The sequence below is a fragment of the Sedimentibacter sp. B4 genome, from assembly GCF_000309315.1.
GTDB classification, from domain to species: Bacteria; Bacillota; Clostridia; order Tissierellales; family Sedimentibacteraceae; genus Sedimentibacter; species Sedimentibacter saalensis.
On the sequence record NZ_CANG01000030.1, the window covers coordinates 25879 to 51406 of the forward strand.

Consider the following 25528-nt stretch of genomic DNA (forward strand, 5'->3'; position numbering starts at 1 on the left):
ATTAGAATAAAATAAAATTTTAGCATCAATCTATTTCAATATTGACTTTGGGTTGAAGTTAGCATATACTAACTATATAAAATAATTTTGAATCTACATATAATAAATAAATAAAAAATTTTACAGTTGAGTTAGTTATAACTAACCTAAGGAGGATATATGAGCGTTGTAATAATTGGAGGACATGAGCGAATGGAAGCTCAATACAAGGAAATATGCAAAAAATATAAATTCAAAGCGAAAATTTTCACTAAGATGTCCGTAAATCTAAAGGATCAGATAGGAAACCCTGATCTGATGATTCTTTTTACATCCACAGCATCTCATAAAATGGTACATTGTGCAGTAAATGAGTCTGAAAAAAACAAAATTGTTATTACTCGCTCACACAGCAGCAGTGCAAGTGCCCTCAAAGGCATACTAGAGCAGTATTCATAGTTTACTTTTTTTTCATTATAAATACATTGAAAGAGTTTTTATTGAACAAATTTCTATTAAATGATATAATACTCAGGATGAAATTATATAGGATATTTAGAAAGTTGGAGAATTATGAGCAAAAGAGTAATCATTAATGATGCTAAACTTAGTAGCGACAAATTAATAGAATTGAAAAATATAAACGAGCAGTTTTTTATAATGAACGGCAAGCGAAAGACTTATCACATTCTTACTTATGGTTGCCAGATGAATGAGCATGATTCTGAAAAAATATCAGGAATGCTCACCTCCATTGGATATGAAGAAACAGATGACGATATAAATGCCGATTTGGTTATTTTTAACACATGCCTTATAAGAGAAAATGCTGAACTTAAATTTTTTGGAAAATTAGGGGAAGTGAAAGGATTAAAAAGAAACAATCCGGATATGCTTGTTGCCGTGTGCGGCTGCATGATGCAAAATGAAGATATCAGACAAAAGGTTATGAGAAAATATTCATTTGTAGATATAATTTTCGGTACAAATACAATACACGAATTGCCTGGCCTTATATACAATGCCGAAGTTCATAAAAATAAGAGCATTGACATCATAGATAACACTGAACTTATATATGAAAACATGCCAAAGCAGAGAAAATTCAAATACAAGGCTTTGGTAAACATAACATACGGCTGCAACAATTTCTGCACATACTGCGTTGTTCCATATGTAAGAGGAAGAGAAAAAAGCAGGGAGCCTGAAGAGATAATCAATGAAGTTAAAGCACTGGCACAGGACGGATGCAAAGAAATCACGCTTTTAGGACAAAATGTAAACTCCTACGGAAGCAATCTTGAAAATAAGTTCACTTTTGCCGAGCTTTTATATGAAATTAACAAAATTGACGGAATTGAAAGAATCCGCTTCATGACTTCCCATCCTAAGGATTTGAATGACGATTTAATAATGGCAATAAAACATTGCAGCAAAGTTTGCAACCATGTTCATTTGCCTGTTCAAGCCGGAAGCAATGATATATTGAACAAAATGAACCGTAAATACACTAAGGAACATTATCTCGATTTAGTTTACAAGCTAAAAAAAGAAATACCAGATGTTGCAATCACTACTGACATCATAGTAGGCTTTCCCGGAGAAACAGAGGAAGACTTCCTGGAAACTGTGGATGTTGTTAAAAATGTGCAGTATGATTCTGCATTTACATTCCTTTATTCCATGAGAGAGGGAACTAAAGCTGCTTTAATGGAAGACCAGATACCTGATGAAGTTAAGCACGAAAGATTTGACAGGCTATTAGATGTTCTGTACAAAATAGTTCTTGAAAGAAACTCCCAGTGCATAGGACATACGTATCCTGTGTTGGTTGAATCCACCAGCAAGACAAGCGACAACTTCCTCACAGGAAGAACAGAGCACTTCAGACTTGTTCACTTCAAAGGAACTGAGGAGCTTTTAGGGCAGATAGTGAATGTAAAAATAACAAACGTCAAAACATTCCACATGGAAGGCGAAATAGTTTAATTAATGAAGAGTTAAGAATTAAGAATGGGTGAAGGAATTGTGCAATGCATAATTCAAACTTTTAATTCTTCACTCTTCATTCTTAATTCTTAATTGTAATCGGGAGGATTCATAATGGCAAAATATACACCTATGATGGAGCAGTATTTCAGTATAAAGGAGCAGTATATGGACTGCATTCTTTTGTACAGGCTTGGAGATTTTTATGAAATGTTCTTTGATGATGCACTAAAAGCCTCAAAGGTACTTGAAATTGCATTGACAGGCCGTGATTGCGGCCAGGAAGAAAGAGCCCCCATGTGTGGTGTTCCTTTTCATGCCGTTGACAATTACATTTCAAAGCTCATTGAAAACGGATACAAGGTTGCTATATGCGAGCAGCTTGAAGATCCGTCAGCTGCCAAAGGAATCGTAAAAAGAGATGTCATAAGAGTCATTACGCCAGGAACAATAATCGACCAGGGAATGCTTGATGAAAAAAGCAACAATTACCTTTGCTGCACATATGTAGACAAGGGTTTCGGCATGTGCTACACAGACATTTCTACTGGAGATTTATATGTAACTGAAAACATATCACTAAGTGATTTTGATCTAAAAAGCAACAGATTTGATCTTTTGAAGGAAGAATTATATAAAATAAACCCTTCAGAAATTATTTCAAACAAGCTCACACATAATGATGTAATTGATTCCATGATAACATGCTCTGAGCCTCTAAGCTACAGCGAATACAAGGAAATAATACTCAAACACTTCAAAGTGGTATCCCTTGACTCATTCGGGCTTTCTGACAACAACTATGCAGTCATGGCTCTTGGCATGCTTTTAAACTACCTTAATAATACACAAAAAACTAATCTTGACCACATTAACAAACTTCATTTTTACAATGTGGGAGAATATCTGTACCTTGATTCAAGCACAAGAAAAAACCTTGAACTCATTGAAACTGTTCGAGGCAAAAAAGGTCAGGGCACACTGTACCACGTCCTTGACCATACCATGACAGCCATGGGAGGAAGACATCTTAAAAAATGGATTGAAGAACCGTTAAAAAATATTGTTCTAATCAACAAGAGACTTGATGCAGTTGAAGAGCTTTATGGAAATGTAATGGCTTCAAACAACATTAAAGAATGCTTAAAGAGCATTTATGACATAGAAAGACTCATAAGCAGAATAGTTTACGGAAACTGCAACGGAAGAGACATGAATGCACTGAAGCAGTCTGTTTCAAGCCTTCCTGATTTAAAAAGTGAGCTTTCGGAACTTTCCTCCAAAATGTTTATAGAAATTCAAGAAAGTTTTGATACACTGAGAGACATTTATGCTCTTATAGACTCATCAATTGTTGACGAACCTCCAATTTCAGTTAAAGAAGGAGGTATTATAAAAGAAGGCTATAACTCTGAGCTTGATGAAATAAAGGAAATAACCGTACACGGCAAAAATTGGATTTCTGAACTTCAAAACAAGGAAAGAGAATCAACGGGAATTAAAAACTTAAAAATTGGCTATACAAAAGTTTTCGGATATTACCTTGAAGTTACACAGTCATATCTTAGAAATGTACCTGAGCACTATATCAGAAAGCAGACACTGGCAAACTGTGAGAGATATGTCACACCGGAACTAAAGGAAATGGAAGCAAAAATTCTCAATGCCGATGAACAGCTCATGAAGCTTGAATATGAACTGTTTCTTGAAATAAGACAACAAATTAAAAGTCAGGTTGTTAGAATTCAGGAAACTGCATTTAATATAGCAATTATAGATACACTTAATTCACTTGCAATTGCAGCTGTCAGAAACAATTATGTAAGGCCTGTCATGAACAACAACGGCTACATGAAAATTGTTGATGGGAGACACCCGGTAATAGAAAAAATTATGAAAAACGAAATGTTTGTTCCTAACGATACATACATTGACAACAAAGAACACCGCATGTCAATCATTACAGGGCCAAACATGGCCGGTAAGTCCACGTACATGAGACAAGTTGCCCTTATAGCACTCCTTGCTCACATAGGAAGCTTTGTTCCTGCCAAAAGCGCAGAGCTTTGCATTCTGGACAAAATATTTACACGTGTTGGAGCTTCCGATGATCTTTCCCAGGGACAAAGCACGTTCATGGTTGAAATGAGCGAAGTTTCAAACATACTGAACAATGCCACGGAAAACAGCCTTCTCATACTTGATGAAATCGGAAGAGGCACAAGCACATATGACGGCTTAAGCATTGCCTGGAGCGTTGTTGAGTATATCACAAAAAAAATCAAAGCTAAGACATTGTTTGCAACTCACTACCATGAGCTTTCAGAGCTTGAAAGCAAATTGAAAAGTGTTAAAAATTACAGGATTTTAATAAAGGAAGACAACGATAAAATAATATTCCTTAGAAAAATAGTTGAAGGAAGCGTGGACAGAAGCTACGGCATCCAGGTAGCAAATCTTGCAGGTCTCCCGGATGAAGTTGTAGTAAGAGCAAAGGAAATTTTATCACAGCTTGACGAAAGCGACATAAACAAACCATTTGCAAGGAAAAAGAAAGACAGAATAACCGATACATTCCAGGTTTCCATGTTCCAGGTCGACTCCATTGAAAACAGCAAGAACAAAGAATACAAGGAACTTTCTGAAATAATAAAAAACATTGATATAAACAATGTAACTCCGGTTAAAGCCTTTACACTTTTAAATGATATAATTGAAAAGGCAAAACACATTTAAAGAAGGTGGACCATGGCTAAAATACATTTGTTGGACAACGAAACAATCAACAAAATTGCTGCAGGCGAGGTTATTGAAAGCCCTAAATCAATAGTGAAGGAACTTGTTGAAAATTCCATCGACGCCAAAGCTGACGAAATTATAGTTGAAATTAAAAACGGCGGTAAAAGTTTAGTCAGAATATCAGATAACGGTAAAGGAATCAACAAGGATGAAGTTGAGGATGCCTTCAGAAGACACTGCACCAGCAAAATTGAGACATCAGACGATCTTAATTCTCTTTTCACTCTTGGTTTCAGAGGAGAAGCACTGGCAAGCATTGCAGCAGTTGCTCATGTGGAAGTGATAACACGTACTGCAAATGATGACTACGGCATAAAGATGTCAATTGAAGGCGGAGAAATTAAATTAAAGGAAGATGTGGGATGTCCTGTTGGAACAACTATCACGGTGACAGAACTGTTTTACAATGTTCCGGCCAGGAAAAAGTTCTTAAAAAGCGATGCGTCGGAAAGCGGAAGCATAAATGAAGTAGTTGTGTCACTTGCACTGAGCAAACAAAATATTTCATTTAAATATGTGAACAACGGCTCTGTGGCATTCAGAACACCCAAGACAACAAACTTTTTAAACACAATTTCAAGCCTCTACGATAAGGATTTGTACAATTCACTACTGAAAGTGGAATATGAAGAGAACAACATAAAAATAACTGGTTATACAACAAATCTTAATTACTACAGAGGAAACAGAAAGCAGCAGGTGGTATTTGTCAACGACAGATTCATAAAACACAAGAGAATAAATTATTTTATTGAGGCTGCATACAACACGCTTCTGCCAAAAAATAAATATCCTGCATGCTTTTTAAAAATTGAAATAAATCCTTCACTTGTTGATGTTAATGTGCATCCAGCCAAGACTGAAGTGCGCTTCCAAAATGAGGAATTCATCTTAAATGAAGTGAAAAGAGCCATATACAAATCACTAAACTCTAAGAGCATAATGAAGGAAGTAACAAACGATATTTATTTAAGAGAAGAACATAGGGCAACAAAAGAACCCTCAAGCAATTTTTCTGTATTTGAAAAAATAAATAAAGATAACAATCCGTCCCTGTATGACAATACGGATTATTCTGACAGTTCAAACTATGATAACATAAAGTTCAAGGAAGTAAGCTTCACTGAAAATAACACAATTGATATTTTTGAAAATGCTATAGAAGAAGAATCAAGTAAACATAAATATGCCGATTTATGCCACATGGATATCTTTGAAGAAAATGAACAAAAACAACTAGATTATGCAGAAGACGAAATTGACATAAACATTCCCATGCAGCACACGTTTTTAGAACATGAGGAGCAAACTGAACAAAAAATTCCGGAGCTCGTGGTTGTTGGAATTGTCATGGACACATATATAATCTGCGAAAATCAGGAAAAAAACCAGATGTTTATGATCGATCAGCACGCTGCCCATGAAAGAATAAACTACGAGAAATTCCTTGGCCAATACAACAACAAACAAATCATTAAGCAGGAACTTTTAGTGCCTGAAGTTGTAAATTTGTCATATGATGACTTTTGCACAGCATCAAATAATATGGAAATTTTCGAAAATTTAGGATTTTCCGTTGAAAACTTTGGAATAAATGCTATACTTATAAATAATGTGCCGACCATATTCGTAGATTCAAATATCAAGGACGTGTTTTTCACCATTTTGGATTCGTTGAAAGACTCTGGCAAATCCAACTTAAACTTACTCCTTGACAAAATTATTAAGAACGCATGCGTCAAATCCGTTAAGGCTGGAGACAGATTGCATATATCAGAAGTAAGAGCACTGCTGGATAATCTTAAACAAACAGAAAATCCGTATACGTGCCCTCACGGAAGGCCGGTAATAATTAAAATGACAAAATATGAAATAGAAAAAATGTTTGAAAGAATCCAAAGTTAAAGGAAATTTAAAATGAGTAATAAAATAATAGTTATAGTCGGACCTACTGCTGTTGGAAAGACTTATGTTTCAATTGAGCTTGCAAAAAAGCTGGGCACTGAAATAATCTCAGCAGACTCAATGCAGATTTATAAAGGTATGGATGTGGGTACCGCAAAAATCAAAACTGAGGAAATGCAGGGGATAAAACATCATATGATTGATTTAATCTATCCCGATGAAAATTATTCTGTTTCGGATTTTAAAAGAGAAGCAGAAAAAAACATCGACGAAATGATTTCAAGAGGAAAGGTTCCCGTAATTGTTGGAGGAAGCGGCCTTTATGTAAATTCCCTCATTTATGATCTTGATTTTTCCAATGCAAAATCCAATGAAAAACTAAGAGACTATTACACTTATTATCATAAGGAACACGGTGAAGATGCCCTTTATGAAAAACTTAAGAAAATTGATCCTGAATCTGCAGAAAAAATACACAAAAATAATGTAAAGCGCGTAATACGCGCATTGGAGGTTTATGACCTCACAGGAAGAAAGTTTTCAGAAACGAACACTGACATAAGAAAAAAAAGCAGCAAATATGACTTCATACTTATTGGTCTTAGCATGGACAGAAAGATCCTTTATGAAAGAATTAACCAAAGGGTTGATAAAATGATAAATGAAGGACTGGTAGAAGAAGTAAAATCACTTATCGACAAAGGTTTTGAAAAAAACCTGATTTCAATGCAAGCAATCGGGTATAAAGAGATTATAGAATTTCTAGAAGGAAACATCACTTTTGAAGAAGCCGTAAACATTCTCAAGCAAAATACCAGACATTTTGCCAAAAGGCAGTTCACATGGTTTTTAAAGGATGAAAATGTGAAATGGTTTGACATTGAAGATGTAAATAAAATTGATGCATCTTTAGAAAATATATATGATTACCTAGACCTTATTTAACCATGAAAGGAGAGATTGTATGAATTCAATCAATTTGCAGGACGCTTTTTTAAACAATGTCAGAAGAGAAAAAATAACAATAACAATATTTTTAAACAACGGTTATAAACTTACAGGCACAGTAATAGGCTTTGACAACTATGTGGTTTTTATTGAAACAGACAAGGGACAGCAGCTTGTTTACAAACATGCAATAACGTCAATACTGCCATACAAGCAGGTAAGACTTTTCAGCAACGAAATTATAGAGGAGTAATAAATGTCGACAGAAGAAATATTATGTAAACAGTTTGGCATAAGCGAAACTGTTTATAATTATGTAACAAAAATCGAAAAAGATTTAAAAGAAAATTATTTTGATAAAATCGAAAAAATAAGGGAAGCAAATCAATATAAAGTAATCTATGCAATGCAGGAACACAAGCTTGACTACACAAACTTTTACTGGAACACGGGATATGGATACGATGATGTAGGTAGAGAAAAAGCAGAAAAAATATTTGCTTCTGTCTTTCATACTGAAGATGCACTTGTAAGACCTTCTATAGCTTCAGGAACACATGCTCTTTATCTTACATTGTCAGCTATACTTCAGTATGGCGACGAAGCCATTGCTATATCAGGACGTCCATATGACACATTATTGACTGTTCTTGGCGAAGAAGGAAATGAGCCCTGCAATTTGAAAGAAGCAGGAATAATATACAAGGAAATTCCTCTTTACAACAACGACATCGATTGGGAAAGTGCAATAAAGGCTGTTACTATGAAGACAAAGCTTCTCATGATTCAACGCTCCACAGGATACAGCTTCAGACCTGCTCTTACACTTGAAAAAATAAAAAATGCAATAGCAAAAATCAGAAAAGTTTATCCTAACATTTATATAATGGTTGATAACTGTTACGGAGAATTCGTAGATGAAATTGAACCTTCTGACATAGGAGCCGATGTAATAGTAGGATCTTTGATCAAGAATCCAGGAGGAGGAATTGCTCTTTCCGGAGGATATGTGGCAGGTAAAAAAGCAATAATAGACCGTGTAGCTAATCGTCTTACAGCACCGGGAGTTGGAAAGGAAATAGGTCTTACATTTGGTACAACCAGAAACACACTGCAGGGACTTTTCTTTGCTCCACACATAGTAAGCGAAGCAGTAAAAGGTGCAATGTTGTTCGGAGGAGTTTTCAGTTCGCTTGGATTTGAAGTTACTCCTGCACTGGAGGAACAAAGAAGCGATATTGTTCAAGCAATTAAGTTCAACAACAAGGACATGGTTGTCAAAATTTGTGAAGCAGTTCAAAACGCCTCACCTGTTGATGCTCATGTTTCACCTGTTCCATGGGATATGCCGGGATACTCAAACCAGGTAATCATGGCTTCCGGTGCCTTTGTATCGGGTTCATCAATAGAATTAAGCGCCGATGCACCAATGAGACCTCCATACATAGCATACATACAGGGTGGGTTGTTTTATGACCACTGCAAGTTGGGTGTAATGTTGTCTCTTGAAAAAATGATGGAGTTTGGAGAAGTGAAAAATATTATTAGTAATCTGTAGCATAAAAAAAGGAAGCTGATTGTACTGAAAGCTTCCTTTTATAATTAATATAAATCTGTTAATATTTGCGAACAACTGCTTTTACAACACCTAGGATATAAGGATTTTTTACTAAAATAGGATCCATTGTGCTGTTTTGAGGCTGCAGACGAATGTGGTCTTTTTCCTTGTAAAAAGTTTTTACTGTTGCTTCATCATCTATGAGAGCAACAACTATGTCTCCGTTTTTTGCAGTATTCTGAGAGTTTACAATTACAAAGTCGCCGTTTAAAATTCCTGCTTCAATCATGCTTTCACCTTTTACTTTAAGCACATAAGATTCCTTGTTTCCTACAAAGTCTACGGAAATAGGAAGAGTGTCATCAACATTTTCAACGGCAAGTATGGGAGCTCCGGCGGTAACTGTACCTATAATTGGAACATTCACAATTTCTTTTTTGGGAAGATTGCAGCAAATATCATCTATATCAATAAGTTCGAGAGCTCGTCGTTTGTTTGTTCCTTTTTTTAAATAACCTTTTTCTTCCAATGTGCTCAAGTGCGCATGTACTGAAGAAGTAGAGCTTAAACCTACAGCTTTGCAGATTTCACGGATTGACGGGGGATAACCTCTCAGCGCCAGCTCATTCTTTATGTATTGCAGTATTTTAACTTGCTTATCGCTTAAGCCTTCATAATTCATGGTTCCACCTCTTTTGTTTTTCTTTATATTACCATACTTTTCATAATAAATCAAACATTTGTTTGAGAAAATTTCAAAAACATGTTGACATCGAACAGATGTTCTGCTAGAATTAATACAGAAAATATGTTCGAGGTGAATTATGATAATATTTAACAAGTACAAAGTAACCAATATGAAAAAGTTTAAAAGATTTATGTTTTTATCAATATTATCAATCAGCATGCTTGTTTTTACATTTGCTGCAACTTTTAATGCATATTCCAAAGACATACCGCAGTTTGACATTGTAACTGTTCAGTACGGAGATACAATTTGGTCAATTGCATCAAGCTATGCTGCTGACAGCAATGCGGACATAAGGGAACTGGTTTACGAAATTTCTAATGAAAACAGCATTTATAATGCTTCTATTCATCCCGGTGATGTGATTAAAGTTCCTATGAATGTAGAATAATATATTAAGTTTTTATTGACATTCATCATTTCAGTGAATATAATAAATTTAAAGGTAGATTATAGATTTTAAGTGATCAATAGGAGAATTTTATGTTAGAGAGTGTATCTAACCAATAGATTAAATTAATATATAATAAGCAAAAGCTGTGATAACGAAAATGTCACGCTTATTTGAATTTGCTTATTATCATTGTCTATGGAAGATACAATCACACTACTGAAGCATTATTTATAATGTTATATTTCCTTTTAAAAATAGAGAAAATATATAGCTGTGGAGATATCCGCAGCTATTTTTGTGCAACTAAATGTCTACCTGGTACTTCCATAGCTTATTTTTTTAAATAAGAAAGGAATGAAAATGAATAATACAACCTTAACAAAATTACAATTTGAAGAATTAAAAAATATTGTAAAAGATTTTTGTGTAAGCAATCTTGGAAAAAATATGATCCAAAAGCTCTTGCCTTCTTCAAATATTCAGACTGTCAAAAATAGACTTCTTGAAACTTCAGAAGGAAAAATACTTCTGGAAAGCAGCACTGTTCCACTGCAAGGCATAGTCAACATTGATAATATTATTATAAACGTTGAAAAAGATGGTGTTTTAAACCCTGAACAATTAAGTAATGTATCCGACTTTTTGAGAGGATGCAGAAAAATAAAGTTTTACATGAAAGATAAAGAATTTTTTGCTCCAACATTAATGAGTTACAGTTATTCAATACGAGAGCTTGAAAACGTTGAAGAAGAAATAAATAATTCTATTCACAATAATGTTATTGACTCAAATGCAACGAAAGAATTGAAAAGGATAAGAAGACTCATTGAAAACGCAGAAATTAAAATAGAAGAAAAACTGGAGGGGTTTTTAAAATCAGCAAACAATAAAATTTTAATACAGGATTTCTTTGTGACAAAAAGAAATGGACGATTTACCATACCAATTAAATCATCCTACAAAAATCAGGTTGATGGAATTCTAGTAGACACTTCTTCTACAGGTTCAACTGTTTTTATTGAACCATCCATGGTGAGCAAGCTGACAGCAGAACTAATGCAGCTAAGGGCTGAAGAGTCAAATGAAGAATATCAGATTTTATGTTATTTAACAGGCATGGTTCGTGAGTATATAAATGAATTAAAAACAAATGTAGAAGTAATAGGTTTATATGACATGATTTTAGCCAAAGCAAAATACAGCATATCCATAGGAGGCATTTCTCCGGACATCAATGATTATGGTTATATAAATATAATAAATGGTCGACATCCGCTGCTTAAAGGAAAAGTTGTACCTTTGAACTTTTCGGTGGGAAAGGATTACAGAACACTTGTTATAACAGGACCTAATGCCGGCGGCAAGACTGTTGTGTTAAAAGCTGTGGGATTGTTGACATTAGCCGTACAATCAGGTTTTCATATACCATGTGAAAAAGGAAGTGTAATTTCAGTATTCAGTCACATCTTTGCAGATATAGGTGATGATCAAAGCATTGAAAATGCATTGAGTACATTTTCTTCCCACATAAAGAACATTGCTGAAATCATAAAAGAAACAAATAAATCAACTCTTTTACTTTTTGATGAAATAGGAAGCGGAACTGAACCAAACGAAGGTGCAGCACTGGCTATTTCCATATTAGAAGAAGTATATCATAGAGGCGCCATAACCGTTGCAACAACACATTACGGCGAAATTAAAAACTTTTCATTAAGACACAGCGATTTTCAAAATGCTGCAATGCTTTTTAACAGCGATACTTTAGAACCATTATATAAATTGTCAATTGGCGAATCAGGAAAGAGCAACGCATTGTGGATTTCTAAAAAAATGGGTATTCATGAAGACGTAATACAAAGAGCAGAACATTATATTAAAAACAAAGATTACAATTACAACTTTGTAAGTAAAAATAAAATAAGAATCGAACAAGAGATTACAGAAAATGTTCCATATGAAAATTATGATTATGATATTGGCGACAAAGTTTATTTGACAGAATACAAAAAAAGCGGCTTGATTTATAAACCAAAAGACGAATTCAACAATGTAACAGTCTTATATAGTAATAAGTTTATGGAAGTGAATGTAAAACAAATCAAATTGGAATTTAAGGCTTCAGAGCTGTATCCGGAAGATTATGATTTGAATTCTTTATTTACAAGCTTTGCAGATAGAAAATTAGAAAAAGATATTGCAAGAGGGTCAAAAAAAGCACTTAAAAAACTGCAGAAGGCAAGAAAAGAAAGGCAGTAATAAAGGGACTGTTGCATAGTGATTACTATCGTGTCATTCTGAGGCCTAGCCAAAAAGAATCTCATACTTCAAAAGATGAGATCCATCGCTACCCCTCAGGATGACATGAACTTAATGCAACAGTCCTTTTATGTTTCAGATTCTTCTAAATTTAACGGATTTAATTTAACTGCATCCCGCAGCTGTTCTTTATTTATATGAGTGTAAATTTGTGTGGTTGAAACACTTTCATGACCAAGGAGCTCCTGCAGAGTTCGAATATCCACATGACCGTATTGATACATGAGCGTTGCAGCTGTGTGGCGAAGCTTGTGAGGAGAGTAGTGCTTACCTGACAATCCAGCTTCAGCCAGGTACTTGTCAACCATGTGCTGGACACCTTTTTGCGAAAACCGGCTTTTTCTGTTGCTGATGAAAAGTGCCTTTTCATGACCGGGCTTAGGATCAGGCCTGACTTCCAGATATTCTTCAATTGCTTGTACACATACATCATTGAGATATATTGTCCTTTCCTTATTTCCTTTTCCAACAACCGTAAGAGTGTCTCCCTTGATTTTATCAATATTAATACTTATGAGTTCAGACAAACGCAGTCCGCAGTTCAAAAAGAGAGTAATGATTGCATAATCGCGCTTTTCGTTTGAGCCGTTTATTGATGTAAGAAGATTTTTTGATTCATCCAGTGACAAGGCAACTGGAAGACGGCTGTTTTTCTTTGGAGTTTCAAGGTCTAATGCCGGATTTTCCGGAATAAGTTTTACAATTGAATACAAATATTTGAAAAAAGAACGCAGGCATGCGATTTTTCTTGCTTTAGTCCTGTTGGAGTTGTTTCTTTCCCTGTCAATATAACCTATGAAGGAGTGAAGGTCCATGATCTTAATTTTTTTGATGGTGTCAATGTCCACCAGGGAAATGTCTATATCTTCAAACACATCAATATTGTCGCTTAATTTGTATCTCATTACAAGAAATCTATAAAAAGTGCGGAGATCAAGAAAATATTCGTTAACTGTTTTTTCTGATTTACCTCTGATGGACAAAAGATATTCTAAAAAATTGCTCATGGGAGCAGGGCATAGGTCACTGTAATTTATGTACATAGTTTCTCCTTTGCAAAAATGTCGCAAAATAATTATAATACAATTATAGACAAAATTTACATTAAATGCAATGGAAACTGCAAATTTAATTATTATTTCGAATAATACAAATTGAATCATGAATTTTAATCAAAAAATTTTACATGAGCTAATTAATTTGCTCAATTAATAATAATAACCTCAAAATAGAACATTAATAATAAAATTCATTGGTATAAATATCGACAAACAAAATATCTTTCGTTTAAACGCATTTTACGGCCTCGTTTTTTAAGATAAAAATTGAAGAGTTATTATCCATGAAGTGCAAATTAGCAGGTCAAAGCATTGGCTAACAAAATCAAAAGGTATAAATACTTGACAAGGAAAATATCTTTTGTTTAAACGCATTTTGAAGCTTTGAAATTTTGAACATTTAAAGAATGTTTAACATAAATTTATAACTGCAGTAAAAACTAAATAAGTAAAAATATTTGTCAAAACAATAATCGAAAACTAAAATTGCAATTTAAAAATGATATCAGAAAAGCTAAATCAAAAATAATATAAAAGTTGTCAACAGAACTGTAAAAATTAATTATTAAAAGCAAAAAAACGTTGAGAGACTGCAATTCAATAAACGTTTAAATTTCAATATATTTAGAACCTTCCCCTTTTTTTAGAATTCCTTTTGTCGCAAAATATCTATTTTGCGACATTTAAAAGGTCCTTTGAAGTGGAGATTTTTGCACATTTTTCTCTTAAAATGTCAAATCTCCACTATTTCCACAGGAATATTTCTAAAATTTCATCATATACAATTTGCTGTCATGTATAGATTGTTAACTTGCATAAATCTGAAAAATCTCATTTTGATTTTGAAATTGTTTATTGAATTATATAATAAAAACATTAATTAATATGTCATGACACTTGTTAAATATTTTTAAGTTAAGTACTGGTTAAAGTGTACATAAAATATTTTATAACACTGCATTTATTCTTTATTTAGAGCAACAACAATTAATTCCGGTTGATTGAATATTCGAAAGGGAAAGAGACTATTCCCCAATCCTCTGCTTACAACCATAGATGTTAAGCCTTCCCTATGCATTCCTTCTGAATACTTTGGAAAAAAACCTTGGTTTGGAGACAAAATCCCTCCTAAAAAAGGAATTCTTATTTGACCACCATGAGAATGACCGCTGAATTCCAAATCTACATTAAATTCTTTGTAAATTTCAAAATGCTCAGGTCTGTGAGATAAAAGTATATTAAAATCTGTTTTAATGTAGTGAGTTAGCTCATGTAATGTATTTCTCATATATGTTGTATTGTTTTCAATATGATATGTTTTTTCATTTTGGTTAATTGCAGGATCAGCAATACCTAACAAGCCAATTTCACTACCTTCGATATTAATTTTAGTATAAGAATTATCCACTATTATAACGTGTAAATTATTTAATTCTTTTTTTAGTTCCTTATAATTTCCTGATAACTGTTCATGATTGCCGGAAACATAATATACAGGTGCAATTGTAACAATTTCTTTTACAAATTTGACTGCCAAAGCTACATTTGTTTTTCTTCTGTCTATTAAATCTCCAGTTATAAAGATAATATCAGGATTTATTTTTTTAATTATCTTTGTTAATTTTCCATGAAAATTTTTGTTGTGCAAGTCAGATATATGCACAATTTTCAAACCGCTTAAATTATCTGGAATCTTACTATTTATATAATTAAATCTTGTTATATCAATATTATTGTTCTGCCAAAATAGGAACGGAACTAAAATTGATAATATGAATAATGCTATGTATATTTTCATAAAACCTACTTTCTATGTACTAAATAAGCGAAAACTTATTTTTTATAATTAAAGCTGCTTCTTCCGGCCGTAGATTTGAATTGTCTATTCTTATATAATTTTCTTTTGCTACTTCCCCATCAAATGAATTTAATCTATACATATTTTCTAAACTTATAAATAATGATTCAGATTTTTCTATGTTTCTTTTTGTAGGCTTATTCAGAAGTCTATTATCAGTCTTATTTCTCTCAATCCTCAGATCATAATCTGCTTCTAATTCAACGAAACATATCTCTGCTCCTCTGGAAGAAAATAAATTTTCAACATATTCAATATATTCCCAGTCTTCTTTACGATCAAAAGCCCACATATATGTAAAAATCATTCCATATTCTTCACTTTTAGAATATGCCTCAAATATTTCTCTTCTAAAAAGGTTTATTAGTCTGTTTCTTTCCTTGGGTATGTTTTCAAATAATTCACTGACTATATCTATTGTCATATGATTGTGAAATAATTTAAGTTTAGTGATTTTGGCCAACTCCTGCCCTATAGTCATTTTACCCACTGCATGTGGTCCAAATATTATAATAAGTTTCATAATAATTTCCATCCTCATTTAATAGTTTATGTTTATGTTTGTATTTGTTTGTATTTGTCTCTGTAGATGGGGTTATTGTTTTTGATAGTTAATTAATTTACCACCAAGCAGGAAATTCAGTAAATACCCATCTGTCCCCTTCTTTTTCGTAAACAAAAGTGAATTCTTCATATCCCTTTAACTCTTGATAATCACCAAATTTTTCAACATGAACAATATACTCGATTTTGGTGTCATTTATAATGTTTTTATTTACCTCAACTATTTTGCCATAGCTGTTATTAGTACCTCTCCCCATAGCAACGGTACACAATTTACCGTCTACATCAAAATACCTGCCCGATTTAAGCATGCCTTCAACCTTTTCATCCGAAAAAATTGTCTTTAAATAGTTCTCCAAATCTTTCAATGTTTCTATACCTTTATAATCAACTTCGTTATATTCTTTGTGTTCTACTGTGATTTCACCGTTAGGGCCATATGCATATGTTACTTCTAATGGCATAGTATCAACCCAGAACCATCCCCAGGCCTCTGTTGCTTTTTCAAATAAAGGATAAAACTCCGGATAAATTAACATCCTATTGCTATACTCATCATTGGAAAGACCAACTATATTATTTTGAAATTCTTCTCTTGGACTGTCTCCTATAGCCTTCCAGTTAGAAATATCGGAATTATAAAAACACCCATATGTATATCCTTCATTTAACCCAGCAAAAGAGCCGACACAGCTTGCATTTACCATTGTTTTAACCCATACATCTGCTCCGCAGTTTCTTATTTCAGCCTCAATATTGTGACCGATAAGTCCTCCAATACCTATTGGCATATTGGCGCTATTGGTAAATTTATCACATGTAACTATTCCTTCTACATTGCAATTTCTTACAATCGTCCTGTAATCACTGCCTAATAAACCTCCAATCCAATTCTCGCCAAATACTTCTACATCTGCTTTACAATTTATAATTTCACTGTATATATCTTCTAAATCAAATGATGAAGAACCAACAAGTCCGCCTACATCATAAATTCCTTTAACCGTTCCACTGACGCTACAGTTTTCAATTTTTGTACATATAATCCTACCTGCAAGTATTCCTGCTGATACATTAGAACATTCATTTTTATATCCTATTTTGGCATTTTCTATATTTAAATTTTTAATATGTGCACCCTTACCCAAAATAGAAAAAAATCCAATAAATTCGGTCAAATCACTATCGGAAGATTCCCCCATGTAGGTTAAATTAGATATTGTATAATTATTTCCTTCAAGAATTCCTGAAAATCCATTGCTATTTGGATCCCTATGATCAGGATATTTATATGAATTGCTCTTTCCAATTGGTAAAAACCCATCAACATTGCTCATATCTATATCATTTTTAAGTATATATGTTGCATTTAATTCATTATAAATTTTGCTGTTTACTCTTTTTGACATTTCGATAATATCTTCTGGGCTGTATATTTCATATTCCTTTTGCTCAAAAAGCTCACTATATCCATTGCTTGAATATATTTCTTCAGCCATTTTAAAATCATAATTTTCAACATTTAGTATTCTATATCTTTGTTCTCCGTCTTTAAAAACGTCAGAAAAAATCAAGGGTATTTCATCTTCATTAAGAATATAGGGTTCTACTGTATATCTGACAGGGTAAAGCCAATGACATCTGCCCTCTTCATCATTTATGAACCGACCATATAAAACACTTATTTCTTTGCCACTGTCACATATTTCAAATGGTTCAAGAATGATATCCTTATATGTGTTAAAATCCGAAGCATAAAGATCATTTTCATAATATTTAATGAGCTCATCATTAAAAAACAAAGGTGCCATCTCTTTTACCTTTTCATAAGGCATTGTATAAAAATTATCATCTTTAAACTCTTCATCTTTATTTAGCTCGTGTAAAATACCTATAGTAAAAAATACCGGCGTTAAATCATTTAAATTGCCTCCTGCAAATTTTTCATATTGCTTTACAAATTCATTTAAATTAGAATAATCAACTTCTGTATTTAAAGCAACGAATTCATGTAATTTAGAATAATCAACTTCTGAATCTAAGGCAACGTTTTCAGTACTTTCAAGTGCAGTATTATTATTATCTGCTTCTTTCGCTACATTACCACTTGCCTTGCTAACAGTATTTTGCACATTTTTAGTGCATGCTGATGTTAACAACATCATAATTAAAACTAATAGAATGATTTTTTTCATTGTACCTCCAGATGGAGTTGCCATCAAGATTATTAAAGTAAATTACAAAGTTCAATTTAATCATAGTCTCATATTTACATTATTAAAAGTTTTGTTTTATAAAAAAAGAGTATATTCTAACCTAATTTTAGTTTAATGGTATATAGCCTGCTTGTTCAATGCATTTCTGTCCTTCTGACGACAACATCCACTTTAAAAACTTACCTGCAGTATTTTGCTCATCTTCCTTGCGTATAACCCCATAATAATTAGTAGTGAATGGATACGTTTTATTTTTTAGATTTTCATTTTCAGGTGAAACACCATTCACCTTAAGAACTTTAATGTTTTCATTCTTATATAGAGTATCTATGTAATATTTATATGTATATCCTATACTTGCCTGGCTGTTCTCATATTCTCCGACAACATCAACAAGCATTCCCATTCCTGCTGCAATCTTAATTATATTTGGCGGAAGCATAGGTATACCCTTCATTACTAAATTTTCCATAGCAGTCTGGCTGCCTGAATTTTGTTCTCTTTGATATGCCTTGATTTCTTGATTATTTCCCCCAACCTCTTTCCAATTTGTAATTTCACCGGAATATATTTTTTGTATTTGATCAATAGTGAGATTATCAACAGCGTTATCCTTATGTGTTATGAAAACAAATGCATCATAACAAACAGGTTCTATTATCATTTCAACATTTTTTTCTTTTGCTAAATTAATTTCTTCATCTGAAGGCTCAGTTACAATAATTAAATCAACAGGGTGATATTCATCTAAAAAAGTATTGGTGGTTCTTATCATCCCCAACGTGTTAGGTTGCTTCAATATTAAATTTTCATATGCATAATGAGTTGTTGAAAATGAAGCAAAATCATTGGCATCTTCATCTGAAAATCCCAGGTGCTGCCTTGCAAATTCAACTGCCATTGGTATTGCAACTGTTGATCCATCAAGGCTTGGATATGTTCCAAACTTAATTTCATAGTAATCTTCTTTACCGTTTGGAGTATTCCAGCTTCCCTTCACCCTTCTTTCACCCAGCTTAAATTCACTGTCTTTTACAAATTGCTGCCAATTACTGCTTCTTTGTATATTTTGATTAATTTGTGCCCATGAGCCTGTTTTATCGGGAATACCTTTTTCATTTTTATTTATTCTGTTTAAAAAAATCATAAATATTGCTACTATAAAAATGAATACTACAAAAATATTTTTCTTTTTCATATAAACCACCTTTATAATAATTTATTGAATAGCTAAAATAAAATTATCCCATCATCATTGTATAATTTTACTTATAAACCCGCTTCGTTCTTTATTCATGAACTTTTCCCACATCTGAATCTGTTTCTAAAAACGGTGAATACATCATTAAAGCATGATTCTCTGTTATATATTCTTCATCTATTATTTCACCTGTTATGGTGTATCGTCTGCGGTACAATTCATTGTGCCTGCTAAAGCCACCCCAGAATTCACTCTTGAACTGATGGTTTTTTTCAAATATTTCATATGTATAAATTGGTTTATTGTTTGATAACCAGCTGCCTTTCAGGAAAGAATGTCCTACATTAACTCTTAGCTGAAAGTCTTCTGCAGTGTCATTTCTAATCATTAAGTCTCTGTATGGATAAACACATGTGGCTCCGCTGCCAAAAGGCTGCGTGCGTTTTGAATCAGGAAATACATCAAAAGAATGACGGTAACGTTCTACAACAGTCAATGGAGTGTGAAGAGTCATCCAATAAATCAAATTTGAAAGTTGGCATAACCCTCCTCCAATACCCATAGTGTAATTGCCACAATACAATACCATTCCAGGAACATACCCTTTTTTTGATGTTGGCTTGCCGATTAGCTTCCAATAGCTAAATGTTTCTCCAGGTTTAATAATAATACCATCAATCCTTTTTATAGCTATTTTCAGGTTAATGATTTTATTATACTGATATTGCATATCTACTTCCTTTAATTCTCTAAATAGCGGAGACATATGTGAATAACACTCAAATTTTAATGATTGTTCACTTTTCTGATTAGCAAATTTAAATTTTCCACAATGCCATAACAAGTAACGGGACAATGTATAATAAACTTTCCCTACTAATAACCGACATTTGCTTCTTTTTATTGGTTTTAAATTATTTATATCACTCATAATATCCCACTCTATATTTAACAATAATTCAAATGGTAAGTCACTCTATTTTACATCAATCAATTCAATATAATCGCCGTATCCATTTTCCTCCATTTGAGACAATGGTATGAATTTCAATGATGCACTGTTTATACAATATCTTAAACCGCCTTCTTCAATAGGCCCATCTGAAAAAACATGACCTAAATGAGATTCAGCGTTTTTACTTCTGACTTCTGTTCTCTCCATTCCATGGGATGTATCTCTTTTATAAACAATAGCGTTTTTATCTATTGGTTTAGTAAAGCTGGGCCAGCCGCAGCCGGAATCATATTTATCAGAAGATACAAACAAAGGCATTCCGGTAACTATATCAACATATATGCCCTTTTCTTTATTGCTCCAGTATTCATTTTGAAAAGGAGGTTCTGTGTTATTCTTTTGGGTTACATCATATTGCTCTTTAGAAAGCATTTTCTTAATTTCATCATCATTGGGTTTTTTATATTCTTCAGTGTTAACATTAATATTTCTATCTTTCATTTTCTACTCCTTTATACATTTTTATCCTACAATGAGCATACTTGCAATACGAATTGCTATTTATATGAAATTATAGTCTAATATCAGTTAGAATTTGCTGATGAAGCAGCTGCACTGGATGCTATAACTGCTGTCATGGCAGCTTGTTGTGCAATAATTAAGTTTGTTATGCTGTTAACTGCTGCAATATTCATTGCATGTTTAGAAAATTGTTTTTGATATTCTTGTGAAACTAAAATAGCTGAATACATAATCCTTTGAGTCTTTCCTATTCCAAAAGTGCCAAAGCCTTTAATAGATGAAAGATATTCATTTACTTCAACTATTTCATTAATTGTTGTATCAATATCTTCTGTTGTTATGGCAAGCAAGCCTAACACCGAAAGTTCAATGCCGGTTCCAAATTTACAATTTTTTTCTTTTAATTTATCGAAAATATCAATGGTAATATTACATTTGTCAACTGCGTTTTTTTCATCTAAGACCAAAATATGACTAAGTGACTGCACAGCATTTGATGAGAAAAATTTACTTTTTAAAATATGGTAGCATTTTTCCATTTCCTTTATAGCTTCATCTTCGTTTAAATTACTTAATGCAGTTAATACCGCATAACTGCAATCCTCATTTGAAGTCAAAAATGGATGTTCGTTTTTCATCTTGTTATAAATGTCCTTGGATTTTTTAGCTATTCTCCCGTAATCATCGGTTTCTGATATATATGAAATAATGAATGCTGATAAAGGCAAATATGATGACGAATGAAATTCATTTCTTAAAATATCATATACTTTTAATACTTCTGAAAACTTTCTTTCAGGATAATCTTCTAAAGAAAGCAATGTTACCAAAGCCATAAATGGAATACCTTTAAAGCTTGAAAAAATTCCTGTATTAGTCTTTATTATTTCCTTGCACAGCTTAATTTTGTCTGCATGCATTTCCAATCCGCGTTCTGTGTAAATACTTGCACATAACGGAAACATCATTGAATTTTCCCATCTGAAATTTTCCTTCATTACATCTCTGTTTCTTACAAACAGTTCACATCTTTGTTTTAACAAATCATTCACTGTATTACCCCCTCTGGATTCAGGAACTCGAACTAATAAAACATCCTGATTTTTTCTTTTTCTTTGCCGGAATGAACCCTATCATATTATTTTATTACTTTAATTGATTTAATAACCGGCTGATTTTCTTTGAGTACGGTTCCATTTTTATCTTGCACCGGTGTCTGGGCACATATTTTATCAACGATATCCATTCCCTTTGTAACATAACCAAAAACCGCATAGCTGCCATCTAATGGAGTACTGTCTTCGTGAACAATAAAAAATTGAGAGCTGGCGCTGTCATAATCATCTGAACGAGCCATGGATATGGCTCCTCTTGTATGAGACAACGTATTATTTACTCCGTTTTCAGCAAATTCACCTTTAATTTTCTCATCTGAACCACCCCTGCCATTCCCCAGAGGGTCGCCTCCTTGAATCATGAAACCGGAAATTATTCTATGAAATGTTAATCCATCATAAAAACCTTCTTCAGCTAATTTAACAAAATTATTTACTGTAATCGGAGCACTCTCTGCATCTAAATCAACATAAATAGTTCCATAGTTTTCTACTTCTATTTCTACTTTATGAGTGGCTTTGAAGCTTGATCCAGAACCAGTATCACTTCCAATTTCTTCATTTTTAGAATCATTCTTATTACAACCCACTAATCCAAATATTGATAGTGAAATAATAAGTAATATTAAATATACATTTTTAATTTTCATAATTTCTCCTTAAATTTAAACAATATTTTAATGTGATATTTAAAACTTTCAGGTATTTACATTGCTATTAATTTATTAATTAATTTTTTCGGTTTATATTTTCTGAAGCAGAATATGTCTTGATAACAAAAGCATATTCACATTCATTTTCACCCCAGGAAGCAATCATCCTGAATCCTCTCAATTCTTGTTTATTTGGCTCATAATATGAACTTAAGGCTGAGGCAAAATGATTCTCTATTTCAAAAGCATACTTACCGTCAACTAATTCTACGGGAATATTTTTTATTTCTTTGTCCGTATAAATTTGCCGTCCGTTTTTATCAATTAAAATATCCGAAACAGTAAATTTGCCAGGTGGATTGCTTTTAAAAGCTATTTCAACAATGCTGTCATTTTCAAAAACAGGAATATCTTTTTGTTCCTTTAATATTGTAACAAATGTATCTTCTCTATCATAAATACTTCCATTCCATTTATTTTTAGCTGAAATATATTCAATTTCCTTATCCCCAATATTAATTACTAACTCCGGCGGTTCTTTCATGGAATTTGAAGAGCACCCCACAAGAACTAATGTCATTAATATCACCGCAAATAAAAGTATTGATTTTCTCACTACTATCCCCCCTCTATTAAAACAGTTAAATTGATATACACCATATTATTAATGCAAAGCTCTTCATAATATAGCCTAACATATAAATAGACGATTTACCAGTACGTTATGTTCCTTTAATAAAAAAAGGCTGAGAATTTCTCTCAGCTCTTAGCTATAGATTTAATTTATTTATCACATGAATTTAATTCTCTTATTACTGTTTTAATAAATCTGCAATATCATTGTATCCGTATTTTTTTGCATATAAAAATGCAGAAAAATTATTTGCATCTTTTAATTCCGGATCAGCACCGCCATTTAATAATGCTTCAACAGGTTCAATAACACCGTTGGCTGCTGCAAACATCAATGGAGTCCAACCAGAAGAGTCAGCCATATTTGGATCAGCGCCAGATAATAGCAATAAATTGATTGCTTCAACATTTTGACTGTATATGGCTCTTATTAACGCTGTTTCTTCATAATAATCAACCATGTTTGGATCGGCTCCTGCCCGGATTAAAATATTCATAATTTCAACATCACCATCTTGAGCTGCCCACATTAGTGGCGTCCATCCGTCCATGTCCTGTACATCAGCATACATTCCATCATTTAATAATTCGTTGACCCTTTCAACATCACTCTCAGCTACTGCCTCAGTAATAGCTGTTGCGTCTTCTTCAACAAGTGTATCTGATAAAAAGTTATCTGCTGCCATCATTATATTATTGTTATACTTTATTACAATAAATGCTATAATACCTACCACAAGAACTAACATTGATGATGATAATATTTTTTTAAAATTCTTTTCAATGGGATTAAAATTATTCTCAAAATAGTTTTTAATTTCATAAATTCTTTTAGGCAATGAAGGATGTGTGGAGCTTTTTTCAGCTACTTTATTTAAAAAACCTTTATTTTTGCTGTGTTGAAGAAGATATTCATCACGATTAACCTTATTAAACAATGTCTTGCCTATTGCAAGTATTGTCAGTGCATTCATAGAAGCTTCTGAATTATTGATATAATAAGCAGCAATGCGGTCACTGGTATATTCGCAAGCTCTTAAATAAGCATTTCCAAGCGAAGGAATCCACATAGCCGGCAAAATAAACAGATGTTTAGCTACATGCCGCCTTTTAATATGAGCAAGCTCATGAGCAATTATAAATGATAATTCATCATTGTTTTCAGTATTTATCAAATCAAATATGTCTGAATATAAAATAACTATATTCTTTCTAAATGATTTTGCAGCAAATGCATTTAATATTCCGCCTGATTCAATTACATAAACTTCTGGAATACTTTGTATTTCCATAGAGTTACATAATTCAACAACTTTATTATAAACCTCAGGAAATTGATTAGCACTTAAGCGTACTCCGTTTGTCCTAATGCGGGCTATCATTAATCCATTTGAAAATAAAGAAATTGCAGTTAATAATAAAAGCACTCCCAATCCTTCCAAATAAAATAGTAATGATACATAAATTATAATGCTGACTATCAGTGCCACTGTAAAATATCTTTTTTCATCTTTGTGAATTAAGTTCTTTAATGATAATTCTTTTGTCATTTTATCTCCTTGCAAATTTAAATATACATAGATAAATGATTATATCATGCAATTATTTTATAACATATCGGCAATTAATAACATTTGTGTATATTTTTAATGTTAAATATTAATTGATTTCCTTTATAATGTTTTCTGCAAATTTTTCTGCATTTTGAAAATCCACATTGTTAGGATGACCTTTTGCAGTGCCTCCAAAGATATCAAGAAATTTTTGTTGTAAAAAAGCCTCTGCAGGAAAAGCTTCCTACAACTTTTGCGTTTTTGTCTAAAAGAAGCTTTATAGCGTCATTATTGTACTTTTTTATACCAACAGCACTTGTTGAAAAAACAAAAGTATTTTTGTTTTATAAATTTGATTTTTCAATTGCTTTAAAAATTGACGGATGCATTTTTTGATTGTAAACGCCTGAACCAAACCCTACCATGTCGTAATTATCAATATCATTTTCATTGTAGTCTTTTGCATGTACTAAATCTCCGCTAAATTGTCCTGCCATACATTCTGCTATTTTTTCGGTATTTTTTCTGTAAGCTGAATAATACACAATCAAAGTCTTCATT

21 protein-coding genes and 1 pseudogene are annotated in these 25528 nt (G+C 32.7%); 9 read left to right on the forward strand and 13 right to left on the reverse strand.

Going from position 1 to position 25528, the window contains the following annotated elements; genetic code table 11:
• Positions 1-159 precede the first annotated feature (159 nt).
• From BN358_RS05090 to BN358_RS05120, 7 genes are all read left to right on the forward strand, one after another.
• Positions 160-438: a DUF2325 domain-containing protein gene (locus tag BN358_RS05090; RefSeq protein WP_019227021.1), complete on the forward strand. Its 279-nt coding sequence runs from the start codon at positions 160-162 to the stop codon at positions 436-438.
• A gap of 114 nt (positions 439-552) precedes the next feature.
• Positions 553-1968 carry a tRNA (N6-isopentenyl adenosine(37)-C2)-methylthiotransferase MiaB gene (miaB, locus tag BN358_RS05095; protein WP_019227020.1) on the forward strand — a complete coding sequence of 472 codons (1416 nt, stop codon included), beginning with the start codon at positions 553-555 and terminating at the stop codon, positions 1966-1968.
• 114 nt (positions 1969-2082) lie between these two features.
• Positions 2083-4704, forward strand: a complete 2622-nt coding sequence (gene mutS / locus BN358_RS05100; RefSeq protein ID WP_019227019.1) for a DNA mismatch repair protein MutS — start codon at positions 2083-2085, stop codon at positions 4702-4704.
• Between the two features lie 12 nt (positions 4705-4716).
• Complete coding sequence (gene mutL / locus BN358_RS05105) at positions 4717-6672, forward strand: DNA mismatch repair endonuclease MutL (protein WP_019227018.1); 1956 nt, start codon at positions 4717-4719, stop codon at positions 6670-6672.
• Positions 6673-6684: 12 nt separating this feature from the next.
• Positions 6685-7617 carry a tRNA (adenosine(37)-N6)-dimethylallyltransferase MiaA gene (gene miaA / locus BN358_RS05110; protein ID WP_019227017.1) on the forward strand — a complete coding sequence of 311 codons (933 nt, stop codon included), beginning with the start codon at positions 6685-6687 and terminating at the stop codon, positions 7615-7617.
• Positions 7618-7636: 19 nt separating this feature from the next.
• Positions 7637-7873, forward strand: coding sequence for an RNA chaperone Hfq (gene hfq, locus BN358_RS05115; RefSeq protein ID WP_019227016.1), 237 nt, complete (start codon positions 7637-7639; stop codon positions 7871-7873).
• 3 nt (positions 7874-7876) lie between these two features.
• Positions 7877-9178, forward strand: coding sequence for a methionine gamma-lyase family protein (locus BN358_RS05120; protein ID WP_019227015.1), 1302 nt, complete (start codon positions 7877-7879; stop codon positions 9176-9178).
• 58 nt (positions 9179-9236) lie between these two features.
• Here the strand turns inward: BN358_RS05120 and lexA are convergent, their stop codons facing one another.
• On the reverse strand, positions 9237-9860 hold the full coding sequence (gene lexA / locus BN358_RS05125) for a transcriptional repressor LexA (protein ID WP_019227014.1): 624 nt from the start codon (positions 9858-9860) through the stop codon (positions 9237-9239).
• A gap of 142 nt (positions 9861-10002) precedes the next feature.
• Between lexA and BN358_RS05130 the strand changes: the two genes are divergently transcribed.
• Entirely contained in the window at positions 10003-10317 is a 315-nt protein-coding gene (locus BN358_RS05130; protein ID WP_019227013.1) for a LysM peptidoglycan-binding domain-containing protein, read from the forward strand.
• Positions 10318-10680: 363 nt separating this feature from the next.
• A complete protein-coding gene (locus BN358_RS05135; RefSeq protein ID WP_019227012.1) occupies positions 10681-12579 on the forward strand; it encodes an endonuclease MutS2 in 1899 nt (632 codons plus the stop codon).
• Positions 12580-12707: 128 nt separating this feature from the next.
• Here the strand turns inward: BN358_RS05135 and BN358_RS05140 are convergent, their stop codons facing one another.
• The 12 genes and pseudogenes from BN358_RS05140 to BN358_RS05200 all read right to left on the reverse strand — a co-directional run bounded on the left by BN358_RS05140 (position 12708) and on the right by BN358_RS05200 (position 25527).
• Positions 12708-13682 (reverse strand): tyrosine recombinase XerC, encoded by a 975-nt coding sequence (locus BN358_RS05140; RefSeq protein ID WP_019227011.1) that lies wholly within the window; start codon positions 13680-13682, stop codon positions 12708-12710.
• Positions 13683-14658: 976 nt separating this feature from the next.
• Positions 14659-15495 carry a metallophosphoesterase gene (locus tag BN358_RS05145; protein WP_019227010.1) on the reverse strand — a complete coding sequence of 279 codons (837 nt, stop codon included), beginning with the start codon at positions 15493-15495 and terminating at the stop codon, positions 14659-14661.
• A 19-nt stretch (positions 15496-15514) separates the two neighbouring features.
• Positions 15515-16078: an AAA family ATPase gene (locus BN358_RS05150; RefSeq protein WP_019227009.1), complete on the reverse strand. Its 564-nt coding sequence runs from the start codon at positions 16076-16078 to the stop codon at positions 15515-15517.
• A gap of 97 nt (positions 16079-16175) precedes the next feature.
• Positions 16176-18314 (reverse strand): GLUG motif-containing protein, encoded by a 2139-nt coding sequence (locus tag BN358_RS05155; RefSeq protein ID WP_019227008.1) that lies wholly within the window; start codon positions 18312-18314, stop codon positions 16176-16178.
• 127 nt (positions 18315-18441) lie between these two features.
• Entirely contained in the window at positions 18442-19533 is a 1092-nt protein-coding gene (locus BN358_RS05160; RefSeq protein WP_019227007.1) for a PstS family phosphate ABC transporter substrate-binding protein, read from the reverse strand.
• A gap of 91 nt (positions 19534-19624) precedes the next feature.
• Positions 19625-20467 carry a VanW family protein gene (locus BN358_RS05165; protein WP_232233025.1) on the reverse strand — a complete coding sequence of 281 codons (843 nt, stop codon included), beginning with the start codon at positions 20465-20467 and terminating at the stop codon, positions 19625-19627.
• A 45-nt stretch (positions 20468-20512) separates the two neighbouring features.
• Positions 20513-20956 (reverse strand): annotated as a pseudogene (gene msrB / locus BN358_RS05170) (peptide-methionine (R)-S-oxide reductase MsrB); the annotation flags it as partial.
• 119 nt (positions 20957-21075) lie between these two features.
• On the reverse strand, positions 21076-22065 hold the full coding sequence (locus BN358_RS05175) for a DUF4003 family protein (RefSeq protein ID WP_019227004.1): 990 nt from the start codon (positions 22063-22065) through the stop codon (positions 21076-21078).
• Between the two features lie 86 nt (positions 22066-22151).
• A complete protein-coding gene (locus BN358_RS05180; RefSeq protein ID WP_019227003.1) occupies positions 22152-22778 on the reverse strand; it encodes a peptidylprolyl isomerase in 627 nt (208 codons plus the stop codon).
• 79 nt (positions 22779-22857) lie between these two features.
• Positions 22858-23397, reverse strand: coding sequence for a hypothetical protein (locus BN358_RS05185; protein ID WP_019227002.1), 540 nt, complete (start codon positions 23395-23397; stop codon positions 22858-22860).
• 196 nt (positions 23398-23593) lie between these two features.
• Positions 23594-24964, reverse strand: a complete 1371-nt coding sequence (locus BN358_RS05190) for a M48 family metallopeptidase (RefSeq protein WP_019227001.1) — start codon at positions 24962-24964, stop codon at positions 23594-23596.
• 347 nt (positions 24965-25311) lie between these two features.
• Positions 25312-25527 (reverse strand): flavodoxin domain-containing protein, encoded by a 216-nt coding sequence (locus BN358_RS05200; protein WP_019227000.1) that lies wholly within the window; start codon positions 25525-25527, stop codon positions 25312-25314.
• Position 25528: the final 1 nt, after the last annotated feature.